Raw genomic sequence first — 17,077 nt, 5'->3', positions numbered from 1 at the left:
TGGCCACAGGCTAACGCCCTTGGCCTTCTCGTTACCCGGCGATTGGTTGGCGTGCCTCCACGGGCCCCGCTTGGCCACTCACTCGCCCTTTGCCATGTCCGGCAACAGGGTCTTGAGCTTGCGCGTCAGCGTATTGCGGCCCCAGCCCAGCAGCGCCGCGGCCTCACCCTTGCGCCCGCCGGTGTGGCGCAGCGCGGTCTCGATCAGGATGCGCTCGAAATCGGGAACGGCCTCCTCCAGGAGGTGGGTATGGCCGGCGGCCAGGGCCTGGTCGGCCCAACCTCGAAAGGCCACCCGCCAGTCGCTATCGGCGCTCACCGCCTCGTCACTTGCCTGGCGCAGCTCCGGCGGAAAATCATCACAGAGGATCTCCCGCCCCGAGGCCATCACCGTCAGCCAGCGGCAAGCATTCTCGAGCTGGCGCACATTGCCAGGCCAGGCCAGGCCGGTCAGATACCGCTCGGCCTCGGGCGTGAGTACCTTGACATCGGTATCGAGCTCCCTGGCCGCCTCGGCCAGGAAGTGGCTCGCCAGCTGGGGAATGTCTTCGCGACGCTCGGCCAACCGCGGCAGATGCAGGCGAATCACATTGAGGCGATGGAAGAGGTCCTCACGAAAACGCCCCTCCGCCACCAGCTGTTCCAGGTCTCGATGCGTGGCGGCGATGATGCGCACATCCACCCTCACCGACGTATGGCCGCCCACCCGATAAAACTCGCCGTCGGCCAGCACACGCAGCAGGCGGGTCTGGGCCTCGGCGGGCATATCGCCGATCTCGTCGAGGAAGAGGGTGCCGCCATTGGCCTGCTCGAAGCGGCCCTGGCGACTGGCGGAGGCCCCGGTAAAGGCCCCCTTCTCGTGGCCGAACAGCTCGGATTCGATCAGATCGTGCGGGATCGCCGCCATATTCAGCGCGATAAACGGCTTGTCCGTCCGTGGGCTATGCTGGTGAAGGGCCCGCGCGACACGTTCCTTGCCGGTGCCCGATGCACCATCGATCAGCACCGTGATGGGCGAGTGCGAGAGCCGGCCGATGGCGCGAAACACCTCTTGCATGGCCGGCGCCTCACCGATGATCTCCACATCCAGCCCCTCCGGCACGCTGACCGGCCGGCGTCGTTCCCGGGCATGGGCCACCGCACGGCGCACCAGCGCCAGGGCCTCGTCCACATCGAAGGGCTTGGGCAGATACTCGAAGGCCCCGCCCTGGTAGGAGGCCACGGCGCTGTCCAGATCGGAGTGGGCGGTCATCACGATGACCGGCAACTCCGGGTGCGCCTCGCGCACCCTGGCCATCAGGTCGAGGCCATCGATACCCGGCATGCGAATATCGGTGACCAACACATCCGGCGGGTCGGCCAGCACACGCTCGAGAGCATGGTCGGCACGCTCGAGGCATGCCACCTCGAGATCCGGCTGGGCCAGGGCGCGCTCCAGCACCCAGCGAATGGAGCGGTCATCGTCGACGATCATCACCCGTGCAACATCAGTCATGGCGCGTCTCCAGAGGGATAAGCAATCGAAACTCGGTATGGCCCGGCACGGACTCGCACTCGATCAACCCCTGATGCTGATGCAGGATACCCTGAGCAATGGAGAGCCCCAGGCCGCTGCCGTCGGCACGCCCCGAGATCATGGGATAGAAGAGCGTCGCCTGCAGCGCCTCGGGGATACCCGGCCCGTTATCGAGGATCGCCACCTCGGATACCAGGCGGTGGCGCCTGGCCCCCAGGGTAAACTGACGCCGCGCCCGGGTACGCAGCAGGAGTCGCGGCGCGACCGTGGCCCCCTCGTGCATCGCCTCCACGGCGTTACGCGCCACATTGAGTACCGCCTGAATCATCTGGGCTTCGTCACCGGCGAGGTCGGGAAGGCTTGGGTCATAGTCACGCTCGACGCACACCCCGGGCGACTCGGCGAGCACCAGCGAACGCACCCGCTCGAGCACCCTGTGAATATTGAGAGGCTGGGGGCGCATCACCCGATTGGGCCCAAGCATGGAATCCACCAGGTCACGCAGGCGATCCGCTTCCTCGATAATGATGCGGGTAAAGTCGTGCTGCGCCGGGTCCTCGAGGTCTCGATCCAACAGCTGGGCCGCGCCACGAATGCCCCCCAGCGGATTCTTGACCTCATGAGCCAGACCCCGGGTCAACACCTTAAGGATCTCCTGGCGGGTTATCAGCGCTTCTTCCCGAGAGATGCGGATGAGCCGGTCGCGAGGCTCCACTTCCAGCAGGAGCTCAGTGTGGGAAAGCGGCGTGGCGGTAAAATCCACGGTCAAGGGCTCGCCGCCCATCAGCACCAGACGCGCCTCTCGGCGGGTGAATGGGTGGCAGTCCTCCAGCGCCTTGGCGAGCACCGCCGCCATCCCATCATCCTTCTCCATCAGCGGGCATAACTCTCGCTCCTGCACGCGACTCAGGCTCAACGAGAGCAGCGCCTCGGCGGCGGGGTTCATCCATGTCACCCTGAGACCACCATCCAGCAGCAGCACTGCGGTGGAGAGGTGTTCCATCAAACGCTGGTACATCGAAGCGGCCATATCGGCTCCTGATGGATTGCACCAATATAGTGCATTAGCGGCGAACTGGTACCATGTCGAGCAAACAGGCATGGGACACGAGCACGACGAGGAGAGTGGCGATGAACAGCTGGCAGGCGGTATTGGCACTGACACTGATGGCCGGCATGGCAATGCCGCTCGGCGCCTGGGCGGCCTGGAAGGAGAACATCGAGATCCCCTGGCTCGAGAGCGAGTTGCGCCACGCCATCATCGCCTTCGGCGGCGGTGCCCTGCTCTCGGCGGTGGCCCTGGTACTGGTGCCCAACAGCCTGTCGGACCTCGCCATCGGCAGCGCGGCCGCCTGGTTTCTAAGTGGCGGCGTTGCCTTCATGGCGCTGGACGTGGCACTGGCACGCAGCGGCTCTTCCGCCAGCCAGCTCGCCGCCATGCTCGCCGACTTCGTGCCCGAGGCGCTGGCATTGGGAGCCGCCTTCGCCTATGGCAGCAGCGGTGGCATGCTACTGGCCGGCCTCATGGCACTACAGAACCTGCCGGAAGGCTTCAACGCCTATCACGAGCTCCGACAAAGCACCGGTTACTCATCCCTGCGCCTGGTCGGGCTGTTCTTTACCATGGCCTGGCTGGGCCCGCTGGCCGGGCTCGGTGGCTTCTGGTGGCTGGCCCACTACCCCGCGGCGGTCGCCGCCATCATGCTGTTTGCCGCCGGCGGCATTCTCTATTCGGTATTCCAGGACCTGGCGCCCCAGGCCAAGCTCGAAAGCCACTGGGGCCCGCCGTTAGGCGCGGTCGCCGGCTTCGCCCTGGGGATCGTCGGCCATATGCTGACCCAGTGAGCCCGCCAGCACACAAGCGCCACGCCCCTGGCCTGGGATCACCGCTTCTCACGAAGCGGCCCGGGCTAATGATCCTGGCTGATGGCTCTGGCCAATGACCCGGGCCACCGATCCTCAGCAGCTGTAGTACATATCGAACTCGATAGGGTGCGTTGCCATGCGCAGACGGTTCACATCCTCCATCTTGAGCTCGATATACGCATCGATCATGTCGTCGGTGAACACGCCACCCTCGGTCAGGAAGGCACGATCCTGCTCCAGCGCTTCCAGCGCCTGGTCGAGGCTATGTGCCACGGTCGGCACCTTCTTGCCTTCTTCCGGTGGCAGGTCATAGAGGTTCTTGTCCATGGCATCGCCGGGGTGGATCTTGTTCTTGATCCCGTCGATACCCGCCATCAGCATCGCTGCGAAGCACAGGTAGGGATTGGCCGTGGGATCCGGGAAACGCAGCTCGACACGCTTGCCCTTGGGGCTGGCGGTGTAGGGGATACGAATGGAGGCCGAGCGGTTACGGGCGCTGTAGGCCAGCATGACCGGCGCCTCGAAGCCCGGCACCAGGCGCTTGTAGGAGTTGGTAGCGGCATTGGTGAAGGCGTTCAGGGCGCGGGCATGCTTGATGATGCCGCCAATATAATAGAGCGCCATCTCGGAGAGGCCGGCGTACTCGTCGCCCGCGAACTGATTGACCCCTTCCTTCCAGAAAGACTGGTGCACATGCATGCCGCTACCGTTGTCGTCCACCACCGGCTTGGGCATGAAGGTCACGGTCTTGCCGTAGGCGTGAGCCACATTGTGGATCACGTACTTCATCTCCTGGACCTCGTCGGCCTTCTTGACCAGGGTATTGAACCTGACCCCGATCTCGTTCTGGCCGGCATTGGCCACCTCGTGATGGTGTACCTCGACGCTCTGACCGATCGCCTCCAGGGTGTTACACATGGCACCGCGGATATCGTGGAAGCTGTCCACCGGCGGTACCGGGAAGTAACCGCCCTTGACCCGCGGCCGGTGGGCCAGGTTGCCCCCTTCGACCTGGCGGTCGGTGGACCAGGCACCCTCTTCGGAGGTAATCCTGTACATGGCGCCTTCGGGGTCGGTCTTCCAGTGCACCTCGTCGAAGATAAAGAACTCGGGCTCGGGGCCGAAGAATGCCGTGTCACCCATGCCGGTCGACTGCAGGTAGGCCTCGGCACGCTTGGCGATGGAGCGCGGGTCGCGGTCATAGCCCTGCATGGTGGCCGGCTCGATAACATCGCAACGCAACACCAGGGTGGCGTCTTCGGTGAAGGGGTCCAGGTAGGCGGTGCCATCCTCCGGCCGCAGGATCATGTCGGACTCGTTGATGCCCTTCCAGCCAGACATGGAAGAGCCATCGAACATCTGGCCGTCCTCGAAGAACTCCTCGTCCACCACCCGAGCGGGGATGGTGACGTGTTGCTCCTTGCCGATGGTATCGGTGAAACGCAGGTCGACCCACTTCACGTCATGTTCTTCGATCAGGGCGAGCGTCTTGGCAGACATGATGTTCTCCACTGTGAACTAGTCTCGAAAGATTGGGCTGAGGTAATGCCATGGCGCTGGCGATTCCAGCACGTGTTGTAGCATGCCGCGGCGGCACTGCCCACGACCGCCCGGGATTCCCGGGTACTGGAGCATATCATTGCAGGCGGCGTGCCAACCTTATCGCTTCCCCGAAAAAAATTCTTAATAGCTTGAATCCTCGAATTTTTATCGAAGTCAGCGGCGCCCGCCGGGAAGCCGTCAGGCCCAGTGGCGCCTCAAAAAGCGCACCAACATGGTGCATGTGATAAAAAATCATGCACTTCGAGACAACATTCCCGGCTACACTTGATACACTCACTAACCTTGAACTACACTTTATTACAATGGTTTCGGCGACCGGGCCTCGGCCGATCCGGAGCCTCTCTTGCACATTCCGGAACTCGTCATGGCTCCTCCTACCGGCGCTCTACTTATCGATGCACGCAGCGCCGGCGCCAGGCTACCCAGGGAGCTGGCACTGGTAGCCCCTCTCGCCGCCGAGCAGGCCTTCGAGCTGACCGTGATCGACGATACCCAGGACTCCCGAGTCGCCGACATCTCCCGCCGCCATGGGGCACGCCATGTGCCCATGCCTCACGCCCCGCTTGGCAAGCGGCTCGGCATCGCCATACCCAACACGACCGGTTCGGTGCTGGTGTTTCCCGCCCTGGGCTGCCTCACCTCGACTCGCACTCTGCTGGAGCTGGCCCGTCGCGTCAGTAACAGGGAGGTCGACGCCCTGGCCCTTTCCGGCGATCCCCCCGGCCTGCTGGCCCGAGTACTGGGCCGCAAGAAGCCGGACACCGCGGCCGGCATCTGCCTGGCACGCCACTGGTATGAACGCCTCGGCGGCTGCGACCCGCTTCTCGATCGCGACGCCCTCGACGACCTGATCGGTCGGCTGCGCCTCTGTGGGGCCCGCCTGGAGCATATCACCGCGCATTGCCAGACACGCTGACCCCCGGTCATCACGACAGTGCTCCAGGCCATGGCGGCAAACTTGCTACTCCTGAGCGTCTCTAGTCTGTACAATGCGCGTCCCACATCCCTGCCCCGCGCCTAGGGTACTGACCAAAACGTGTACATAGGTGCGTACATATCAGCGAGACACACCTCATGAGCACGACCGTAACTCATTCTGATGTAAGCAATCTTCGCAATATCGCCATTATTGCTCACGTTGACCACGGCAAGACCACCCTGGTCGACAAGCTGCTCAGCCAGTCCGGCACCCTGGACCGCAAGGCCGAGAGCCAGGAACGCGTCATGGACTCCAGCGACCAGGAGAGGGAGCGCGGTATTACCATCCTGGCCAAGAACACGGCCATCCGCTGGCAGGCACCGGACGACCAGGAATACCACATCAATATCGTCGACACGCCTGGGCACGCCGACTTCGGCGGCGAAGTCGAGCGCGTCATGTCCATGGTCGACTCGGTGCTGTTGCTGGTCGACGCCGTCGACGGCCCCATGCCGCAGACCCGTTTCGTTACCCAGAAGGCCTTCGACCAGGGCCTGAGGCCGATCGTGGTCGTCAACAAGATCGACCGGCCCGGTGCTCGCCCCGACTGGGTGATCGACCAGATCTTCGACCTGTTCGACAACCTCGGCGCCTCCGACGAGCAGCTCGACTTCCCGATCATCTACTGTTCGGCGCTCAACGGCATTGCCGGTCCGGAACCCGAGGACCTGGCCGAGGACATGACGCCCATGTTCCAGTCCATCGTCGATATCGTCGAGCCGCCCAAGGTCGAGCTCAACGGCCCCTTCCAGATGCAGGTGTCGGCGCTGGACTACAATAGCTATGTCGGCGTCATCGGCCTGGGCCGCATCAGCCGCGGCTCCGTGAAGCCCAACCAGCAGGTCACCGTCATCACCAAGGAAGGCGAGTCCCGCAAGGGCAAGATCGGCCAGGTCATGACTCACCTCGGCCTGGAACGTGTCCAGACCGATGAGGCCACCGCCGGGGATATCGTCTGCATCACCGGCATCGAGAATCTGGCGATCTCCGACACCCTGTGCGACCCGGCCGCCGCCGAGGCGCTGCCGCCCCTCTCGGTGGACGAGCCCACTGTCTCCATGACCTTCCAGGTCAACGACTCGCCGTTTGCCGGCAAGGACGGCAAGTTCGTCACCAGCCGCAACATCAAGGATCGTCTCGAACAGGAGCTGATCCACAACGTGGCCCTGCGTGTCGAGCAGGGCGACACCCCGGAGAAGTTCAAGGTATCCGGCCGCGGCGAACTGCACCTCTCGGTGCTGATCGAAACCATGCGCCGCGAGGGCTTCGAGCTCGCCGTGGGTCGCCCCGAGGTGATCATCCGTGAGATCGACGGCGAGCGGCAGGAGCCGTACGAGGAAGTCATCATCGACTGCGAGGAGCAGCACCAGGGTTCCATCATGGAGGAGCTGGGCTATCGCAAGGGCGAGATGACCAACATGAACCCCGACGGCAAGGGGCGCGTGCGGGTGGACTTCATCATCCCGGCTCGCGGGCTGATCGGCTTCCGCGGCCAGTTCATGACCCTGACCTCGGGCACCGGCATTCTCACCAGCCGCTTCGACCACTATGGCCCGCTCAAGCCCGATGCGGCCATCGAGCGCCGCAACGGTGTGCTGATTTCCATGGTCACCGGCAAGGCGCTGGCCTATGCCCTGTTCGCCCTACAGGACCGCGGCAAGCTCATCGTCGAGCACGGTACCGAGGTCTACGAAGGCATGCTCGTGGGCATCAACAATCGCGCCGACGACATGACCGTCAATCCCACCAAGGCCAAGAAGCTCGACAACATGCGGGCCTCGGGCAACGACGAGAACCTGGTGCTGACACCGCCGGTGAGGTTCACCCTGGAGCAGGCCATCGAGTTCCTCGATGACGACGAGCTGGTCGAGATCACTCCCAACCATATTCGCCTGCGCAAGAAACACCTCAGCGAGAACGAGCGCAAACGCGCCGCCAAGAAGTAAGCGCCTCTTTATCGCTCTTCCAAGCCCGCCATCCGGCGGGCTTTTTCATGCACGCTCGTCCGCAGAGCCTTCCCCTGAGCCGAGCGAACCCTCTATGCTGGAACCACACTCGACGGGCGCGCCCTGCGGCCGCCCTCAAGCAGGAGAGCCGAGATGCACAAGCATGTGGAGTGGGACGCCCCCGGCGCCGATAGCGTGTTACGCCATTTTCAGCAGGATGACAGCGGCTATTCCGACCCTGGCCCCGGCGACATCCTGTCGGCACGCCACGAGGGCGCCGTGGTGCGAGTGAAGGTCGAGGCCTATGTGGACGGCACCAGCATCGGCAAGGTGGCGGCGATCATCGCCATGGACAACGGCCGACGGCTCGAGTCACACGGCAGGCTCGCCCTGGGCGATACCGTCCGCCTGCCCGATGACTGTCGCGCCCTGGAGCCGACTCCGAACACTCCCGACGACAGGTACGCTGACGACTAGTCGAGTTTCACATTCTCCCGAGCGTTAACGCGGCGTAAATGCACCGCACTAGCTTCCCAACGGGGTTTTGTCGCAAAGTGGCGAAGTGGGCCAACGGCCTACGCACACAGCTTCGGAGCCCCAATGAGCACGCATAACGTCTGGACCCACAAGGGCACCTTTTTGCTGGCCGCGGTCGGCTCGGCGGTCGGCCTCGGGAACCTGTGGCGCTTTCCCTACCTGGCCGGCGAGAACGGCGGCGGCGCCTTTATCCTGGTCTATGCCCTGACCATCTTCGCCGTGGGCATTCCGATCCTGATCGCCGAGATTCTCCTGGGCCGCAACAGCCGGCGCAGCCCCATCATGGGCATGCGCTTCCTCACCCGCACCCACAGCGCCTCCCGCCGCTGGGAAGTCATCGGCTGGCTGGGCGGCATCTCGGCCTTCCTGATCCTGAGCTTCTATTCGGTGATCGCCGGCTGGGCCATCCACTACACCTGGAAGATGCTGACCGGCTCACTCACCGGGGCCAGCGCCGAGACCATCTCCGCCGGCTTCGATGCCCTGCTCGCCTCTCCCGCGCGGCTCACGCTCTACCACACCCTGTTTATCATCGCCTCGGGATTGATCGTCGGCCTTGGCGTCCACCAGGGCATCGAACGCGGGCTAAGGGTGATCATGCCGGCGCTCTTCGTCATCCTGCTGGTGGTGCTCGCCTACGGCGTGGCCAACGGCGACTTCCCCGCCGCCGCCGACTTCCTGCTCACGTTCAATATCGCCGACCTCAGCCTGGAAGGCTGGCTCGAGGCCATGGGCCAGTCGTTCTTCACCCTGAGCCTCGGCATGGGCGCCATCATGGCCTATGGCGCCTACATGTCCGGCGAGGTGTCACTGACCCGCACCGCCATTGCCATCGCCGTGGTGGACACCGCCGTGGCCATCGTCGCCGGACTGGCGATCTTCTCGCTGGTATTCGGCGCCGGGCTCGACGCCGCCCAGGGGCCCGGGCTGATGTTCGTCACCCTGCCGCTGGCCTTCGCCGAGATGCCCGCCGGCGGCCTGATCGGCGGTATCTTCTTCATTCTCGTGCTGGGCGCGGCCATCAGCTCCTCCATCTCGCTGATCGAGCCGGTGGCCGCCTATCTGGTCGAACGCTTCGACCTCACCCGCCCCCAGGCCGTATTTGCCATGGCGATGGCCACCTGGGCGCTGGGCCTGCTGACCGTCATCAGCTTCAATCTCTGGTCCGAAGAGAGCGTCTTCCACGGCCTGTTCGGGCGCAGCGCCTTCGATCTCTTCGAGCTGCTGACCAATATCTTCATGCCGCTGGGCGGCATGTTGATCGCCCTGTTCGCCGGCTGGGCCCTCACCCCATCCGAGGTGGTGAAGGAGATGGGCACCAACGGAGGCTGGTTCACCACCTGGCGCTTCCTGGTGCGCTTCATCGCACCGGCGGCGGTCGCCTTCGTCTTCCTGCGTGCCATTCCCCAGGTAGGGGGCTACCTGCTTCCGGCCATCGGCGCCGTGGTCATCGTCGGCGCCTTCGCCGCCCACCGCACCCTGCTGACGGAGGCCGGCCAGACGCACTGATCCCTCCGTCGCTCAAGGGAGAACGGCGGCGCCACGGGATAATGAAACAAGCAAATACAACAACGACGAGAATTGCGCATGGTACCCATGATCGACGTGCAACACGTCAACAAGGCCTTCGGCGGTCTTCAGGTGATCAACGACTGTTCGCTCTCGGTAAGGGCGGGCTCGATAACCGGGCTGATCGGCCCCAATGGCGCCGGCAAGTCGACCCTGTTCAACATCATCGCGGGGGCCTTGCCGCTGGACAGCGGACGCGTGCTCCTGAACGGCGAGGAGATCACCAACCGCCCCGCCAACGAGCTGTTCCACAAGGGGCTGCTGCGCACCTTTCAGATCGCCCACGAGTTCTCTCACATGACCGCGCTGGAGAACCTGATGATGGTGCCGCCGGCCCAGGCCGGCGAGGGCCTGTTCAGCGCCTGGCTCAAGCCCGGCCTGGTGCGCTCCCAGGAAGCCGAGGTGCGCCGCCGGGCGCTTGAGGTCATCGACTTCATCGGCCTGCATCATGTGCGTAACGAGCTGGCCGGCAACCTCTCCGGCGGCCAGAAGAAGCTTCTCGAACTCGGCCGCACCATGATGACCGATGCCCGCGTCGTGCTGCTCGACGAGATCGCCGCCGGGGTCAACCGCACCCTGCTCGGTGACCTGGTGGAGAACATCGAACGCCTCAACCGCGAGATGGGCTACACCTTCCTGGTCATCGAGCACGACATGGAAATGATCGCGCGTCTCTGCGACCCGGTGATCGTGCTCGCCCAGGGCAGCGTGATGGTCGAAGGCTCCATCGAGGAGATCCAGAACAACCCCGAGGTCATCGAGGCCTATTTCGGAGCACCCCAAGATGCCACTACTTGAAGCCCGTGACGTCTATGGCGGCTACGGCGGCATGAACATCCTCAACGGGGTGAACATGACCCTCGAGGCCGACGAGATCGGCGTCATCGTCGGCCCCAACGGGGCCGGCAAGTCCACCATGCTCAAGGCCATCTTCGGCCTGCTGATCGTCACCCAGGGCGAGATCCTGCTGCGCGGCGAGCCCATTCACAATCTGGCGCCCCATCGCCTGGTGCACCAGGGCATGGGCTTCGTGCCCCAGGAGCACAACGTCTTTCCGAGCCTGACGGTGAAGGAGAACCTCCAGATGGGGGCCTTCCTCAAGCCCGGCAACGTCAAGCGCATGCTCAAGCAGATCTACGACTTCTTTCCGCCGCTCTACGACAAGCGCCACCAGCCGGCCGGAGAACTCTCCGGCGGACAACGCCAGATGGTCGCCATGGGGCGTGCGCTGATGGCCGAGCCCAGCGTGCTGCTGCTCGACGAGCCCACCGCCGGCCTCTCGCCGCTGTTCATGAACGAGATCTTCGCTCAGGTGAAGCAGGTCAACGCCGCCGGCGTCGGCATCCTGATGGTGGAGCAGAATGCCAAGCAGGCACTCGCCATCGCCGACAAGGGCTTCGTGCTGGCCGCCGGTCAGAACCGTTTCACCGATACCGGTGCCGCCCTGCTGGCGGACCCGGAGGTGGCCAGGAGCTTCCTGGGCGGCTGAGCGGCCCGGGGAACAAGGAGAACCAACCTCGTGAACGAACTCGTCTTCTTTATCAACAACGTGATCGTCGCCGGCAGCGTGACCGGCTCGATCTACGCCATCGGCGCGGTAGGCGTGACCCTGGTGTTCAGCATCATGCGCTTCGCCCACTTCGCCCACGCCGACATGATGACCTTCGGCGCCTTCATGGTGCTGCTGCTCACCCTGGCCTTTCCGGGGGCCGGTGCCTTCCTGGGACTGCCCACCGCCGTGGTGATGCTGCCACTGGCCATGGTCCTGACCGCCGGCCTGGCGGTGGGCATCGACAAGGTGTTCTACAAGCCGCTGCGCGCCCACGGCGTGAAGCCCATCGTCATGGTGATCGCCTCGCTGGGCGTGACCCTGATGCTGCAGGGGCTGATCCGGGTCTTCGCCGGCACCAGCGGCGAGAACCTCTATGTCGACGACCGCAAGGAGATCTTCCGCCTCGCCCTCCCCTTCGAGAGCGTACGGGCACCGATCGTGGTGACCGAGCCGCAGATCATCCTGTTCGTGCTGACCATCATCTGCATCGTGGGGCTGCACCTCTTCCTGTCGCGCTCGCGGCTGGGCAAGGCGATGCGGGCGATGTCCGACAACCCCGACCTGGCCCGGGCCTCGGGCATCAACAACAACCTGATCGTGGCGGTGACCTGGGTGATCGTCGGGGGGCTGGCGGCCATCGCCGGCACCCTGCTGTCGCTGGACGTCACCTTCAAGCCGGACCTCAGCTTCTTCCTGTTGCTGCCGATCTTCGCCGCGGCCATCGTCGGCGGCGTGGGCCACCCCTACGGCGCCATCGCCGGCGGCTTCCTGGTGGGCTTCGCCGAGACGCTGGCGGTGTTCAACTGGGGCGTACTGCTGCGCCCCTTCCGCGACAGCCTGCCGGAGTGGCTGGCCAACGCCGGCAACCTGGCCTTCGTCGGCTCCGAGTACAAGATCGTGGTGCCCTTCTTCATCCTCGTCGCCATCCTGGTGTGGCGCCCCACCGGCATCTTCAAGGGTAAGGTGATCTGATGAGCACACAGCAAACGCACCGAGAGGATCTGGTCGCCTCACCGTCACGCTTTCCGCTGCGCGAGGCGGTGTTGTTCACCATCCTGCTGGCCGCCATTGTCGGCGTCTATACCGCGATGGGGGCCGCCTACAGCACCCGCATGCTGGTGGAGGCCTCCTGCTACGCCATCCTGGCCCTGGGCCTGACCATCCAGTGGGGCTATGCCGGCCAGTTCAACGCCGGCGTGATGGGCTTCGTGGCGCTCGGCGGCTACTGCGCCATGGCCTTCAGCATGCCGGTCAACGGCGAGTTCTGGGCAAGCCCCCTCTCCGGTGAGCTGGGCATGGTGGCACTGATGGCCCTGGGTGGCGTGCTGGTGGTGGTCGGCGCCAGCAAACTGCACCGCCTGGGCGTTCCCAGGCCCCTGCGCACCGGCCTGGCGGTGGCCCTGGCACTGCTCTTCTACCTGCTGGTCTCGGCTCGCCTGGGCGTGGTCACCGAGCAGATCGAAGCACAATACGACTACATCGGCGGCCTGGGTCTCCCGCCCTGGTTGGGCTGGATCGTCGGCGGGGCGGTAGCTGGCCTGGTAGGCTACTTCATCGGCAAGGTCTGCCTGGGGCTGCGCAGCGACTACCTGGCCATCGCCACCCTGGGCATCGCCGAGATCATCAAGGCCGTGCTCAAGAATGCCGACTGGCTCACCCGTGGCACGGCCACCGTGTCGCCGCTGCCCTGGCCGGTACCGGGCCCGGCCGAGGTGGGCTTTACCCTGGCGCGGGTCTTCTACTTCTCGATTACCGCGGTGATGATCGTGGCGATCTTCCTGCTGCTCAGCCGCGCCTATCACGCCCCCTGGGGACGCATGATCCGCGCCATCCGCGACAACGAGGTCTCCGCCGCGGCCATGGGCAAGGACATCAACCACCGGCGCCTCGAGATCTTCGTGCTGGGCTGCATCCTGATGGGCATCGGTGGCGCCGCCCTGGGCAGTTTCAACAGCCTCTTCGACCCCCAGGGCTACCTGCCCCTCAACCACACCTTCCTGGTGCTGGTGATGGTGATCCTGGGCGGCCCGGGCAATAACCTGGGCACCATCTTCGGCGCCTTCGCGGTGTATATCATCTGGGTGATGTCCGAGCCCCTGGCGCTGGCCGTGCTCGACCTGGCGATCGCATTCGGCGAGGGCAGTTTCGGCTGGGAAACCTCCGCCACCCTCGACAGCCGCGCCCTGCAGGCCAGGGTATTCGTGATCGGCCTGCTGATCTCGCTGGTATTACGCTTCGCCCCCAAGGGGCTATTGCCCGAGAAGGTCAAGCACCACGGCTGAGCGAGCGAGAAGGGACTGTCCCCGGCAGTGACGCCGATGCAGGCGACGAGCATAAATACCGACCTGATGGCTTAGCCGGGGACAGTCCCGAATGGCACTACTCCTCATCCTTATGCAATCGGCCCCAGCGGTTTCCCGCCGGGGCCGATCACTTTCAGGGCCGGTTAACCGGACTATTTGTCCAAAAAGCCCTTGCTGACGAATTCGCCGCCCTCGACCGCCATCTCCTCGACGATGCCCGGCACGTCGCCCTTCTCATCGAACTCATGGCTGCCCGAGGCGCCCTCGTAGTTGATCTCCTCGCCGGCGGCGATCAGCTCCCGGGCCTTCTCCCACTCGCCGGGCAGCACCACCTCGCCCGGGGCGGAAGAGACGCTACGCAGCGCCTCGGAGAGGCCCTCGCGCTCGGCACTGCCGTTCTGCTCGATAGCCAGCGCCAGCAGGAAGGCGGCGTCATACCCCTGGCCGGCGAACACCGCCTCGTGGGAAATTTCCCCCGCCTCGGCCAGCTCAACGAAGCGCTGGGTACCGGGGCTATCCGGGTTGCCCGGGCGCGTGGCGATAAAGCTGTCGTTCAACACCTCTTCGCCCACGCCGTCGAGCAGCCCCGAGATCACCATCCCGTCGGCCCCGATATAGCGGGTGAACATGCCACTCTCATAGGCCTGGCGCACCACGGTCTGACCGGAGGTGTCGCCGTAGGCCAGCACCACCAGCTCCGGCACGCCGGTCGCCGAGAGCGTGCCCAGCTCGGAACGGTAGTCGGCGCGGTTATCCTCGTGGGCCAGGCTCTCCGCCACGGTGCCGCCCTCGGCCTCGTAGGTCGCCACGAAGGAGTCGGCCAGGCCGCGGCCGTAGTCGTTGTTCACATAGGTAACCGCCACCTCTTCGATGCCCTTGTCCAGCAGCATCCTGGCCAGCGCCTCGCCCTGGAAGGCATCGGACGGCACGGTGCGGAACACCAGGTCGTTGTCGTCCAGATCACTCACCGCCGGTGCGGTGGAGGCCGGCGAGACCATGACCACGTCACCGGGAATGGCGGCATTGTTGGCCGCGGCAATCGTGCCGCCGGTACAGAGTGCGCCCACGATCGCCGTGACCTTCTCGCTGTTCACCAGGCGGTCGGCCGCGTTGGACGCCGCCGACGCATCGGAACAGGTGGTGTCCCCACTGGGCATGGCGATCTGCTCGCCGTCCAGCACGCCCCCCTGCTCGTTGACATGCTGAACAGCCAGCTGCGCCGCATCGTAGACCGGCGGGGTCAGGGTCTCGATCGGTCCGGTGAAGCCACCCAGAAAGCCAATCTTCACCTCGGCCTGGGCCGCCCCCATGGCCAGCGTGGAAGCCGCCACCGCCATCGCTACTAGACTCTTCTGAACCGGGCTCTTGTTCATATTGTTCGTCTCGCTTGGTTTACAGGACTGGTTTGCAGAAATGACACAACCCTAAATCTGGAAGGGCAGAGGGAAAAACTCAAGCCTGCCTTACCAACGCTTGGTCCCAGGGGGCGCCTTCACCACCATGTCTGATCGATCAGGCCGGGGTTGACGCGCCGCGCGCATAGAGCCGAGCCTCCGGGGCCGGTGCGCTACCGACCCCGTACTGAACGCATGCTAGAGTGATCCGACATGTCCGCGTGCGGAGATCACCATGCAGCTTACCCATCTTCGCGGCAGTCGCCGCGATATCGGCCTGGCGCACGGCCGTGCCCATGCGCCGCTGATCCACACCAGCATCGGCGTCTACGACCGCCTCTTTCAGGACTTCGTGGGGCTCGACTGGGAACAGGCGCGCCGAGAGGCCGAACGCTTCGGCGCCATGATCGAAAAGCGCTTCCCTGCCATTCTCGAGGAGATGGCCGGCATCGCCGAGGGTGCCGGGCTGGCGTTCGCCGATATCCTGACCCTCAACTGTCGCAGCGAGATCTCGCTGACCCAGGCCAGCGGCGGCTGCTCGGCCTTCGCCCTCGAGCGCGGCGGCAATCAGTGGCTGGCCCAGAACTGGGACTGGCGCGCCGACCAGCTCGACAACGTGGTGGCACTGCATATCGAGGGCGACGATGCCGTCCCGCTGGTCAGCATCGGCGAGGCCGGTATGGTGGCCAAGATCGGCATGAACGCCCACGGCATCGGCGTCTGCCTTAACGCCATTCGTTCCCGAACCTGTGGTGAGGGGCTGCCCATTCATGTGGCGCTGCGCAAGATTCTCGAGAGCCCCGACCCGGCCAGCGCCCGGGCCGTGGCCACCGACAGCCGGGTCTGCTCGCCGGCCCATTTCCTGGTGGCAAGCGCCGACGGCCAGGCGGCAGGCCTGGAGGTGCATCCCGGCGAACCCGGCGTGCTTGGTCCCCGCGACGGGGCCGTCACCCATACCAACCACCTCTACGACGCCGCCGTTACCTGCCAGATAGAGGACTTCCCGCGCCCCGACTCACGCCCGCGCCTGGAGCGCCTGGACGCGCTGCTGAGTGGCCTGGGGGAATCGGCCCCGGCGAGCGAGGCGGCCCTGTTCGAGATCCTCGCCGACCACGACAATCATCCCCAGTCGATCTGTCGGCACTTCAATCCCGACCAGCCCGCCGATGAACGCATGGAGACGCTGTTCGCCGTGGTCATGAACCTCACCGAGCGGCGCCTGACGCTGCGTCACGGCAAGCCCTGCGAGGCCACGGAGGGCCTCACGCTGACACTGCCATTCAGGCAGGCCTAATGAGGCAAGGAATAACAAACGACTCTCATAAACAAAACGTAATGGTTGTCATTAACCAAGAGAGGGGCTAGGATTATCCAGGTAAACGATTCTCATCAACAGAGAGGTCTCCCATGAAGAAGTTACTGTTCACCGCCATGTGCTTCGGCCTGCTGGGCACCGCCGCCAGCGCCGACGACCAGGAGCGTGCCGAGCACTTCGAGGGCGAGAGCGCCGAGTCTCTCGAGCAGGCGGTCACCAACTTCACCGAGACCAATCACCAGCTGGCCGAGCTGCTGTCCCAGGACGAGCTCAGCAATGCCGACCTCGGCACCATCCACGAGCTTTCCTACACTCTCGAGAACGCCCTGGCGAAGATCAACGATGAGCTCGACACCATGGCGGTGGACCTCGAAGAGCTACACCTGGGTTCCGAGACCCTCGAGCAGGAGCGCGTACGCAGCCATGGTAGCGCCTACCTCGAAGCCGCCCAGATCCTGACCGAGTAACACCACGCCGGGCCGCCGCGGCCCCTTTCTCGTCTCGAACGCACGACGGCCGAGCCCTCTCGCAGGGCTCG

15 protein-coding genes are annotated in these 17,077 nt (G+C 64.8%); 11 read left to right on the top strand and 4 right to left on the bottom strand.

Features of this window, described 5'->3' with window-relative positions:
* Positions 1-78: 78 nt before the first annotated feature.
* Positions 79-1,494, bottom strand: coding sequence for a nitrogen regulation protein NR(I) (gene ntrC / locus Q358_RS0103385; RefSeq protein ID WP_027960759.1), 1,416 nt, complete (start codon positions 1,492-1,494; stop codon positions 79-81).
* Positions 1,487-2,533, bottom strand: coding sequence for a nitrogen regulation protein NR(II) (gene glnL / locus Q358_RS0103380; protein WP_027960758.1), 1,047 nt, complete (start codon positions 2,531-2,533; stop codon positions 1,487-1,489). Before glnL ends, ntrC begins: the two co-directional genes overlap by 8 nt.
* A gap of 113 nt (positions 2,534-2,646) precedes the next feature.
* On the opposite strand from glnL, the gene Q358_RS0103375 reads away from it, so the two are divergent.
* The gene (locus tag Q358_RS0103375) at positions 2,647-3,360 is read left to right on the top strand and encodes a ZIP family metal transporter (protein ID WP_027960757.1); all 714 of its coding nucleotides are present in this window, start codon (positions 2,647-2,649) and stop codon (positions 3,358-3,360) included.
* A gap of 114 nt (positions 3,361-3,474) precedes the next feature.
* On the opposite strand, the gene glnA is transcribed toward Q358_RS0103375, so the two are convergent.
* A complete protein-coding gene (gene glnA / locus Q358_RS0103370) occupies positions 3,475-4,881 on the bottom strand; it encodes a glutamate--ammonia ligase (RefSeq protein ID WP_027960756.1) in 1,407 nt (468 codons plus the stop codon).
* Positions 4,882-5,308: 427 nt separating this feature from the next.
* Here glnA and Q358_RS0103365 point away from each other — a divergent pair, with 427 nt between their 5' ends.
* From Q358_RS0103365 to Q358_RS0103330, 8 genes are all read left to right on the top strand, one after another.
* The gene (locus Q358_RS0103365) at positions 5,309-5,860 is read left to right on the top strand and encodes a hypothetical protein (RefSeq protein WP_027960755.1); all 552 of its coding nucleotides are present in this window, start codon (positions 5,309-5,311) and stop codon (positions 5,858-5,860) included.
* A 158-nt stretch (positions 5,861-6,018) separates the two neighbouring features.
* Positions 6,019-7,869 (top strand): translational GTPase TypA, encoded by a 1,851-nt coding sequence (gene typA, locus Q358_RS0103360; RefSeq protein WP_027960754.1) that lies wholly within the window; start codon positions 6,019-6,021, stop codon positions 7,867-7,869.
* Between the two features lie 153 nt (positions 7,870-8,022).
* Positions 8,023-8,346 (top strand): hypothetical protein, encoded by a 324-nt coding sequence (locus tag Q358_RS0103355; RefSeq protein ID WP_027960753.1) that lies wholly within the window; start codon positions 8,023-8,025, stop codon positions 8,344-8,346.
* Between the two features lie 123 nt (positions 8,347-8,469).
* A complete protein-coding gene (locus tag Q358_RS0103350) occupies positions 8,470-9,915 on the top strand; it encodes a sodium-dependent transporter (protein ID WP_027960752.1) in 1,446 nt (481 codons plus the stop codon).
* 78 nt (positions 9,916-9,993) lie between these two features.
* On the top strand, positions 9,994-10,773 hold the full coding sequence (locus tag Q358_RS0103345; RefSeq protein ID WP_027960751.1) for an ABC transporter ATP-binding protein: 780 nt from the start codon (positions 9,994-9,996) through the stop codon (positions 10,771-10,773).
* Positions 10,760-11,464 (top strand): ABC transporter ATP-binding protein, encoded by a 705-nt coding sequence (locus Q358_RS0103340; RefSeq protein ID WP_027960750.1) that lies wholly within the window; start codon positions 10,760-10,762, stop codon positions 11,462-11,464. Before Q358_RS0103345 ends, Q358_RS0103340 begins: the two co-directional genes overlap by 14 nt.
* A 30-nt stretch (positions 11,465-11,494) precedes the next feature.
* A complete protein-coding gene (locus Q358_RS0103335; RefSeq protein WP_027960749.1) occupies positions 11,495-12,499 on the top strand; it encodes a branched-chain amino acid ABC transporter permease in 1,005 nt (334 codons plus the stop codon).
* Positions 12,499-13,809 (top strand): branched-chain amino acid ABC transporter permease, encoded by a 1,311-nt coding sequence (locus Q358_RS0103330; protein ID WP_027960748.1) that lies wholly within the window; start codon positions 12,499-12,501, stop codon positions 13,807-13,809. Before Q358_RS0103335 ends, Q358_RS0103330 begins: the two co-directional genes overlap by 1 nt.
* Before the next feature lie 173 nt (positions 13,810-13,982).
* Here Q358_RS0103330 and Q358_RS0103325 read toward each other — a convergent pair whose 3' ends face one another.
* Positions 13,983-15,203 carry an ABC transporter substrate-binding protein gene (locus tag Q358_RS0103325; RefSeq protein ID WP_043487561.1) on the bottom strand — a complete coding sequence of 407 codons (1,221 nt, stop codon included), beginning with the start codon at positions 15,201-15,203 and terminating at the stop codon, positions 13,983-13,985.
* Between the two features lie 256 nt (positions 15,204-15,459).
* Between Q358_RS0103325 and Q358_RS0103320 the strand changes: the two genes are divergently transcribed.
* Positions 15,460-16,518, top strand: a complete 1,059-nt coding sequence (locus Q358_RS0103320) for a C45 family autoproteolytic acyltransferase/hydrolase (RefSeq protein ID WP_043487559.1) — start codon at positions 15,460-15,462, stop codon at positions 16,516-16,518.
* Between the two features lie 113 nt (positions 16,519-16,631).
* Positions 16,632-17,006 (top strand): DUF6746 family protein, encoded by a 375-nt coding sequence (locus Q358_RS0103315; protein WP_027960745.1) that lies wholly within the window; start codon positions 16,632-16,634, stop codon positions 17,004-17,006.
* The last annotated feature ends 71 nt before the right edge of the window (positions 17,007-17,077 follow it).

Origin of the sequence: Halomonas halodenitrificans DSM 735, assembly GCF_000620045.1 — a bacterium.
Lineage (GTDB): Bacteria > Pseudomonadota > Gammaproteobacteria > Pseudomonadales > Halomonadaceae > Halomonas > Halomonas halodenitrificans.
This window is presented reverse-complemented; position numbering and strand designations above follow the sequence as displayed.

What these genes read in the sequence shown, in the direction of transcription:
- Q358_RS0103340 (WP_027960750.1), top strand. Translation starts at nt 10,760, where the DNA reads ATGCCACTACTTGAAGCCCGTGACGTCTATGGCGGCTACGGCGGCATG.
- Q358_RS0103355 (WP_027960753.1), top strand. Translation starts at nt 8,023, where the DNA reads ATGCACAAGCATGTGGAGTGGGACGCCCCCGGCGCCGATAGCGTGTTA.
- typA (WP_027960754.1), top strand. Translation starts at nt 6,019, where the DNA reads ATGAGCACGACCGTAACTCATTCTGATGTAAGCAATCTTCGCAATATC.
- glnL (WP_027960758.1), bottom strand. Translation starts at nt 2,533, where the DNA reads ATGTACCAGCGTTTGATGGAACACCTCTCCACCGCAGTGCTGCTGCTG.
- Q358_RS0103345 (WP_027960751.1), top strand. Translation starts at nt 9,994, where the DNA reads ATGGTACCCATGATCGACGTGCAACACGTCAACAAGGCCTTCGGCGGT.
- Q358_RS0103320 (WP_043487559.1), top strand. Translation starts at nt 15,460, where the DNA reads ATGCAGCTTACCCATCTTCGCGGCAGTCGCCGCGATATCGGCCTGGCG.
- Q358_RS0103330 (WP_027960748.1), top strand. Translation starts at nt 12,499, where the DNA reads ATGAGCACACAGCAAACGCACCGAGAGGATCTGGTCGCCTCACCGTCA.
- Q358_RS0103325 (WP_043487561.1), bottom strand. Translation starts at nt 15,203, where the DNA reads ATGAACAAGAGCCCGGTTCAGAAGAGTCTAGTAGCGATGGCGGTGGCG.
- ntrC (WP_027960759.1), bottom strand. Translation starts at nt 1,494, where the DNA reads ATGACTGATGTTGCACGGGTGATGATCGTCGACGATGACCGCTCCATT.
- Q358_RS0103350 (WP_027960752.1), top strand. Translation starts at nt 8,470, where the DNA reads ATGAGCACGCATAACGTCTGGACCCACAAGGGCACCTTTTTGCTGGCC.
- Q358_RS0103315 (WP_027960745.1), top strand. Translation starts at nt 16,632, where the DNA reads ATGAAGAAGTTACTGTTCACCGCCATGTGCTTCGGCCTGCTGGGCACC.
- Q358_RS0103375 (WP_027960757.1), top strand. Translation starts at nt 2,647, where the DNA reads ATGAACAGCTGGCAGGCGGTATTGGCACTGACACTGATGGCCGGCATG.
- Q358_RS0103365 (WP_027960755.1), top strand. Translation starts at nt 5,309, where the DNA reads ATGGCTCCTCCTACCGGCGCTCTACTTATCGATGCACGCAGCGCCGGC.
- glnA (WP_027960756.1), bottom strand. Translation starts at nt 4,881, where the DNA reads ATGTCTGCCAAGACGCTCGCCCTGATCGAAGAACATGACGTGAAGTGG.